This window comes from Pseudoalteromonas sp. TB25 (genome assembly GCF_000497995.1).
Classification (GTDB): domain Bacteria; phylum Pseudomonadota; class Gammaproteobacteria; order Enterobacterales; family Alteromonadaceae; genus Pseudoalteromonas; species Pseudoalteromonas distincta.
Genome location: NZ_AUTI01000081.1, coordinates 1 through 4,540, shown reverse-complemented (window position 1 = coordinate 4,540; position 4,540 = coordinate 1). Strand labels below are relative to the sequence as shown.

Genomic DNA, 4,540 nt, shown 5'->3' with positions numbered 1-4,540 from the left:
CTTGAATGGCTTCTATTGATTTAACACCAAATACAGGAGCTGGCGATACAATAATAACTTGGTCGTGGCTTAATAGGCTTTCTTCAAGCTCTGTGAGGCGCTCCCAATCAAGTAGCCCTGAAGGTTCGTTAAAGTTTTGCTCATTTCGCCAGCGGTGCGTACGTGTATCTAGCACCACTACTTTGGGTATTGTAGTAAGTTCGTAATGCCAAAAACTAAAATCATTTAGTGGTTTATCAAATACTTTAAACTGCCATAAATTATTAGCAGTACGGCTTTGCTTAAAAGGTGTTAGCAACTCGCCTGTTTTATTTAGTGCATCGTTCCCCATTCCCTGAAAAAGCCAATAACTAATTAAACCGTTATTAATGATTCGTTTACTACTTGGGTTTTCATTTATAGCTTGCTCCCACCCAGCGGTGAGATTCCAATCATCGGTTACATCGTGATCGTCAAACATCATTAACGTCGATACATTGGCAAACAATCGCTCTACTTCACTTAAACCTTTTGCATAGTCAATTAATGCTGTTTTTTCAGCATTAAAAATAGTTTTGTTTTGCTCGCTTTGACCTAAATACGTTGCGTTTTGTATATCAACGCATTGCCAAGCAGCGGCGCTAAAGTTTAATAAATAAAGCGCTATATATTCTTCAAAGTGAATAAGGTGGTTATACGCTTTTACACTTGAAAAGTGAGGTTCGTCTTTTTTTAGCCAATAACCTACACCTAACTTTGAGCGTTTTTGCCACGGCGTTTTTGGTAAAAACAAATGGCGATTATAAAGTTGCTCATTTATATCGTCGGGTAGCTCAATGGCAAGTGGTTGCTCTTTATAAATACCTAGGGCTTTAATTAACTGATGAACAGCTAATAACATGGGGCCAGCTACATCGTCGGCATAAACCTGATCACCGCTCAGTAATAGCAATTGTGCGCCTTGGTTATTATTACCGCGCTGAGTATTTTGCCAGTGACTTGCAGGCACTAAGCTGTCTTTTGCTGGATGATGTGCATTACGGCAGGAGCCATGCAAAATATCACTCAGTTTACTGGGTATTACAAATGCAGGCGTTATTTGATTGCTATAGCACCACGGCGATAAATCGATTGCTGTATCGTCAATTATGAGTTCATAGCTTAATAAGCTATCTAGAGGGAGTTTGTTGTCTATTGGCTTTATAATAACGAAATGCAGGTATAAATGTTCGCCCAAAGAAACAGTATGTTGATCGCTATAACACTCAACATTTAATAAGTTTATTTGGCAGTTTGCAGGCTTGGAGGTAGCAAACTGAATACAAACTCCAGTTTGCTCTGCACGGCGCACCATTGGCCCCATTAGTAAAATAGGAAGGTTTGCCGTGTGAGTAATCATGTATTTAGCCTTTAGCTGCTAATTTAAATAAAGAATAAAAGTTTTCGGTAGTCGCTTTAGCAAGTTCATTAAAGCTAATGCCTTTAAGTTCGCTAATGTAATAAGCTACATCTTCTACGTATGCTGGCTGGTTTGTTTGCCCACGATACGGTACCGGTGCTAAATAAGGCGAGTCGGTTTCTATTAATAATCTATCAAGCGGTATTTGCTTTACTACTTCTTTTAACTCAATAGCATTTTTAAAGGTAACAATGCCCGAAATAGAAATATAAAAGCCCATGTCTATGGCTTTTTTTGCCATATCCCAATCTTCGGTAAAGCAATGTAATACACCACCGCAGTTTTCGGCCTTGTGCTCACGCATTAAATTAATGGTATCGCTGCGGGCATCACGTGTATGAATAATTAACGGTTTTTGTAATTCGTTAGCCACTTCAATATGCCCAACAAAGCTTGCTTGCTGCACTGCATGAGTATCTTTTGAATAGTAGTAATCAAGACCCGTTTCGCCAATAGCAACGACTTTGTCGTGTGAAGCTAAGTCGATTAGTTGCTGTTTATTAAGGGCGTCTTTTTGATCAAGTGGATGTACACCGCATGAGGCTGATACATCGTCGTAATGCTTAATTTTATCAAGCATGCTTGGAAACTGATCAAGCGTTACGCTTACACATAAAAAGTGCTCTATTTGCTTTGCACGCGCTTTATCAAGAACTTGGTCAAGGTTTAAGTCTAGTTTATCAAAATCAAGACGGTCTAAATGGCAATGAGAATCTACAATCACTATAAGGCCTGTATTATGTTCAGGGTTTAAATTTGTTCGTTTAATTTATTATCTTAGCAATTAAAAGAACCCAATATAGGGCGGCGTTAATCTCAATGAAAAACCGACCCTATAACTACATGGTATATGTTTGATCGCCTGAGTTTAACATAGTCCCAAGCAGCTTTTCGATTTTAGCGTTTAGGTTTGTTTTATCATCTAAAAAACTAATACCAATACCTGGAGGATTAGAGCTTTGTGCACCTTGTGGCGTGATCCACGACACTTTACCTGTCACTACGTCATCTTCTAAGGCATCGGGCAAAGTGACTCTAAGCGCTAATGAATGCCCTGCTTCGTAACGCATATTAGTACGTACAAATAAGCCACCTTTTTTTAAGTAAGGCATATAACAACGGTATAACTCGTCTAAATCGTCTATGTCTACTAGTAGTTCTTGCATGATTAATCCTTTTAAGAATTTCGCAATGTGTATGCTAATCGTGATACAGCAAGCGGTAAATTAAGGCCAAGTACTTGTGTGTTATTTTGTAAAAACTCGCCTAATGCATTTTGCGCACTTTGATAAGCGTCAAAACTCATACCTTGCAGTAATTGCTGCTTTAGTTGCACGCTTAAAAATAAAGTAAATATTCGAACAAGCTCAGGCTGTTTATTTATTATATCGACTAACGCTTTGAAATTATGGCTTTGTTTAAACTCAGTTGCAAACTTATAAAGTGTATCAATATTTTTTAGCTGGTCTTGCTGTTGCCAATGCTTTACTTGCAGCGGTTGGTTATAAAAAAGTGCTAACCAACTATAGTTAGGAATATCTAATGTCTCTAGCCATTGCTGAGCAAGTGCTGTATTAGTTATTTTTACGTCACTTTTAGCGCATCGACTTAAAATAGTTGCAGGGAGCTGTTCTGGTTGGCTTGTGGTTAATATTAAAAAGCGGCTATTAGTTGGCTCTTCAAGTGTTTTTAATAATGCGTTAGCTGCTGCTGTGGTCATTTTTTCGCAATTTTCGATTATCGCGACTTTATTGCCATTTTGCGCTGCAGAGTGATTCATAAAATCACTAATACCACGAATATCATCTACACCAATACTTTGCCCATCAACTTGCGTTAAACGTTTGTCGGGGTGAGTGCCAGCCAGGTTAAGTAAACAGCTTTTACACTGTCCGCAAGGTTTTAGCATACTGTTTTGCACAGCTACCTGCTTAGCTATATTTTGGCATAACAAAGCATTCCCAAGCTCATCACTTAGCTCAAACTTACCTACGCCAACAGGCCCACAAAATAATTGCGCATGATGAAAACGCTCTGCGCAATAACTTTTCGCTAAACGTGCTTGAGTATCATGTAGCCAAGGCAATGGCATATTATTTTAGGCCTTCAAAAAATGAATGCAGTACATTGGTAATATCGCGATGTACTTTATCAATACTTTGGTTTGCATCGACCGTTTTAATGGTGTTGTCGTCATTAGCAAGTTCAACATAACGCATACGTGTACGCTGAAAAAACTCAATGGCTTCTTGTTCAATACGGTCAAGCTCGCCACGCCCTTTTGCACGTTCAAGGCCTACCACTGGGTCAATATCAAGGTAAATAGTTAAATCTGGCTTTAAGCCTTTTAACACCATTGACGAAAGTGAAGCTAATGTATTTGAGCTAATACCACGCCCACCACCTTGATACGCCTGAGACGATAAATCATGACGATCGGCAAGTACCCATTGGCCTTTATCAAGCGCAGGGGTAATAACATTGTGCATTAGCTGCGAGCGAGCTGCGTACATAATAAGCAATTCGGTTTCAAAGGCAATCTCTTCTTCATGCTCTGCTTTTACAAGCGTACGAAGCGATTCAGCCAGTGGCGTGCCGCCAGGTTCGCGCACGTTAATGAAGTCTATTTTTTGTTTGTTCAAAAAGTCTTGGCATAGCGAAATAGCGGTTGATTTACCCGCGCCTTCTAGCCCTTCTATTACTATAAATTTTGGTTTCATAAACTATTAATTCTTTTTATTTAATATATACGTTTTAACTGCTGCGTTATGCTGTTTTAACGTGGTTGAAAATTGGTGGCTACCATCGCCTTTTGATACAAAGTAAACATATTCACTTTGCGGCGGATTAACTGCAGCTAAAATAGCGGCTTTTGATGGCATTGCAATCGGTGTTGGCGGTAAACCATTAATACGATACGTATTGTAGGGCGTATAATCGCGCAAATCTTTACGTTTAATATCACCATCAAAGTCAGCGCCTAGCCCGTATATTACGGTTGGATCGGTTTGCAGGCGCATATTGGTGTTTAATCGATTAACAAACGCTGATGCAATTAACGGACGCTCGCTGGCAAGGCCTGTTTCTTTTTCAATAATTGAA

At 39.3% G+C, this 4,540-nt stretch carries 6 protein-coding genes; all 6 read right to left on the bottom strand.

Annotated features, from left to right (window positions below; translation table 11 throughout):
- Nucleotides 1–1,378: metallophosphatase (locus tag L652_RS0101585; RefSeq protein WP_024594692.1), on the bottom strand; the 1,378-nt coding region annotated here is incomplete at its 3' end.
- Between the two features lie 4 nt (nucleotides 1,379–1,382).
- Complete coding sequence (locus L652_RS0101580; protein WP_024594691.1) at nucleotides 1,383–2,162, bottom strand: YchF/TatD family DNA exonuclease; 780 nt, start codon at nucleotides 2,160–2,162, stop codon at nucleotides 1,383–1,385.
- A gap of 115 nt (nucleotides 2,163–2,277) precedes the next feature.
- The gene (locus L652_RS0101575) at nucleotides 2,278–2,604 is read right to left on the bottom strand and encodes a PilZ domain-containing protein (protein ID WP_002962367.1); all 327 of its coding nucleotides are present in this window, start codon (nucleotides 2,602–2,604) and stop codon (nucleotides 2,278–2,280) included.
- An 11-nt stretch (nucleotides 2,605–2,615) separates the two neighbouring features.
- Nucleotides 2,616–3,530, bottom strand: coding sequence for a DNA polymerase III subunit delta' (locus L652_RS0101570; RefSeq protein WP_024594690.1), 915 nt, complete (start codon nucleotides 3,528–3,530; stop codon nucleotides 2,616–2,618).
- 1 nt (nucleotide 3,531) lies between these two features.
- Entirely contained in the window at nucleotides 3,532–4,158 is a 627-nt protein-coding gene (tmk, locus tag L652_RS0101565; protein WP_024594689.1) for a dTMP kinase, read from the bottom strand.
- 6 nt (nucleotides 4,159–4,164) lie between these two features.
- The coding region (mltG, locus tag L652_RS0101560) for an endolytic transglycosylase MltG (protein ID WP_024603221.1) at nucleotides 4,165–4,540 on the bottom strand (376 nt) is incomplete at its 5' end.